Below are 2,821 nucleotides of genomic sequence, written 5' to 3'. Positions count from 1 at the left end.
CATGGCAATTTGATTTTTATATCAAATTACAAACTTTGAAAAGTGTAAACTATGTCCCTTTAACTTTGTAACGGATGTCCCTTTATCGTACCAAAATTACATGTAACGGTTGGCAATAAGAAACGTAGGGCACTTCGAAGCTCCTACTTATCAAGTTACCGAGCCGTTTATTAAATGTTATGTTGTTCAAATTTAGCACTTTCCGCCCTATGTTTTTTATTGCGTGTTGTGCTTAGTTTTTCTTTCAATTTTCTATTTTGTAATAATTAACTATCAATGATTTAGTGTTACTTACACAATCACCTAGTCCGACTTCAATCGACATAAATGGTAATTTGTCATTCTCTGATTTGAAGAAGCAAAATCCATATCCGATTAATCCAGGGTCTGCATAAAGTTTATATTTCTCTGACTTACTTGTTAATTTTTTAAATTTTCTAACAAGTCGTTTATATACCTTTCTTAAATCTTTTGTCATTTTATCACCAAAGTCAAAACTTACATAAACAACATCTAAGGAGTCTAAATCTACTCCCCAAAGTGTATAAAGTCCACTTCGGAAAATTTCAATTTGTCCTGAGTTAGGTTTAATTGAGAGATAGTTATTTTGAGATAAATGTCCAGAAAAATATGGTTTATCTGAAATGTGATAGTTGTTTTCAAATGAAGTAATCAGGTCATTGTTTTTTGCCGAATCAATTATTGTTTCAATTTCTAATCGAATTGGTAAAGAATAGAATATTTTCTCCAATTCCTTTTCGGGTTCCAATTGTCCAAATACTTGAATTGAAAGTAATAGTCCTAATATGGTCATAATCCTATTCATTCAACTAAGAGTAAGTTTTTCTACGATTTTCGATTTAATTTTCGCTATGTATTTTGCGTTATATTTATTTCTAAAGAGTATTCCAGTCACTGAAAAAGGATACAGTTCAATATTATTAGATTCCAAATAATTGAGATTACTAATTTTATTAAATTCTCCTAAATCAAACCATTGTTCTCTTATATCCCAAATTAGTTGAATGGTATGGTTCTTTTCTTGGTTAGACCATTGAAGAAGTAATGACAAATTATCACCGAACCTTTCCTCCATGACAAGTGAGTATCCATTTTCAACAAGTAAATCATTAATCTTGCTTTTTACTTGTTTTTGTATGCTCTCGATATTTCTATGTGTCTTGTTCATAAATTAAGCACAACGGTTGGTACATGTTGTCAGGGCGGATTTCGGAGAGCGTTCCTGTCCGAAGGACACGGAACTGCGATGCGAGAATCCGCAGTTGGCGTAACACCGAACCCCGCTATGCAATATGCACATTGTTACAGCGCGTTTTTGTCTTTATTTCTTGTCAATTTTGTCAAGTTGTAAAATGTCGTTTTTGGGTTGCTCCACTCCTACTCCGTCATTTACTCTTTCCTATTTCCTTTTCCTTGTCCGTCTTGTTTTGCAAAAAAAGTCGGTGTCTGGTCAATTTCGCTCATTAATTGTCAGTCAATTTTTGAGCTAAATTTATTCATTTTCCAGCCAATCCGAGCAACCAATAATCAATGTTTTATTCACTTTTTTCAAAGCTCCGCTTCCTCAGTTACATTTCATTTGTCGTTGAGGAATAATCTTTTCTGTCTTGCTCTTTTCTTTGTTTTCTTCTTTTCTTTCCAAAATCTGGCTGACTGTACAGAAATCCTGTGCTTGTCTTTTTTCTTTTCCTTTTTTGTCTTTGTCTTTTTGCAATAGATTTTTAGTTGTTAATCCGTTCCTTTTTCAAATGCGCTGGTAACGGTTGGTACATGTTGTCGGGGCGGATTTCGGAGAGCGTTCCTGTCCGAAGGACACGGAACTGCGAAACGAGAATCCGCAGTTGGCGTAACACCAAACCCCGCCCTGCAATATGTACTGTGTTAACGGTAGTTTTTTAATTTTCATTTTTTCTTCCCTTTACCCATCATAAACCTCTCCAATTCCATGTCAGGTGGAGGCGGAGGTGAAGGAGGTAATTTATAGTTTAGTGTTATTCGTACAGTAAAAGGAGCAATTTTGTTTATTGCTAACTTTTTATCTAACTCAAGTTCTTCGTAAGATTTTTTCCACATTACAAAAGAAATTTCATTTCTCAATTCGTTGTTTGCTAAAATTAAGTGACTGATAACCTCAAAGAGTTTATGAAATGAAGTTCTTTTTTCTAAGCTGTCTGGAGTCATCTGAGAGTCAAGAAATATTATTTGTCTTGTAACCTCGACATCCCCAAAATATGGTATTGTCGTTAACCTTTTTTCGGGAAATTCAGACTCATTAAATGGATTTGTCAGGAATTTTTTTACAAATTGATTTAGGTATTTGTAATTTTCTAAAAACTCGCTCCTTAGGAAAACACTGTCAGTTCTGTCAATTAAAATAGGACAAACATTTTTATATTGATAACTTCCTTCTAAAGCATAAGAATTAAACAATTTAAATCGAAGTTGTAAATTATTTGAATCATTGGAGCTAACTTCTTCAGTTTGTAGAAAGAACTCATAATTCTCATAAATTGAACTATATAATGTTTTGCTTATCTCATCGAACGGTTTATTTTCAGAATAGTATTTATACGCATAATTAAATAATTCTTCAAAATTTTTTATCATAGTTTTTTCTTGTCCATGAGTGGTCAAAGAAATCAAGGATAAAAAAATGGAGAATATTATCATTTTATGTTTCATATCTGCTTTTTCAAAATTACCGTTAACGGCAGTCTGTCTAAAAACCCATTGCAGGGCTTGTAATATTAGATTGATTTCTGCCGGTTAAGGGTTGATTTATTATTCCGGGATTATTCAT

At 33.0% G+C, this 2,821-nt stretch carries 4 protein-coding genes; all 4 read right to left on the bottom strand.

Features of this window, described 5'->3' with window-relative positions:
- Nucleotides 1-244: 244 nt before the first annotated feature.
- Nucleotides 245-814 (bottom strand): hypothetical protein, encoded by a 570-nt coding sequence (locus tag BUB08_RS19900; protein WP_139249815.1) that lies wholly within the window; start codon nt 812-814, stop codon nt 245-247.
- Nucleotides 815-826: 12 nt separating this feature from the next.
- Nucleotides 827-1,189 carry a hypothetical protein gene (locus tag BUB08_RS19895; protein ID WP_073003678.1) on the bottom strand — a complete coding sequence of 121 codons (363 nt, stop codon included), beginning with the start codon at nt 1,187-1,189 and terminating at the stop codon, nt 827-829.
- Nucleotides 1,190-1,585: 396 nt separating this feature from the next.
- Nucleotides 1,586-1,735 carry a hypothetical protein gene (locus tag BUB08_RS20450; protein WP_175550063.1) on the bottom strand — a complete coding sequence of 50 codons (150 nt, stop codon included), beginning with the start codon at nt 1,733-1,735 and terminating at the stop codon, nt 1,586-1,588.
- Nucleotides 1,736-1,923: 188 nt separating this feature from the next.
- On the bottom strand, nt 1,924-2,703 hold the full coding sequence (locus BUB08_RS19890) for a hypothetical protein (protein WP_073003677.1): 780 nt from the start codon (nt 2,701-2,703) through the stop codon (nt 1,924-1,926).
- Nucleotides 2,704-2,821: the final 118 nt, after the last annotated feature.

The organism is Mariniphaga anaerophila, assembly GCF_900129025.1.
Lineage (GTDB): Bacteria > Bacteroidota > Bacteroidia > Bacteroidales > Prolixibacteraceae > Mariniphaga > Mariniphaga anaerophila.
Note: the sequence above shows the minus strand (reverse complement) of the source record. Positions and strands in the feature narration are given on the sequence as shown.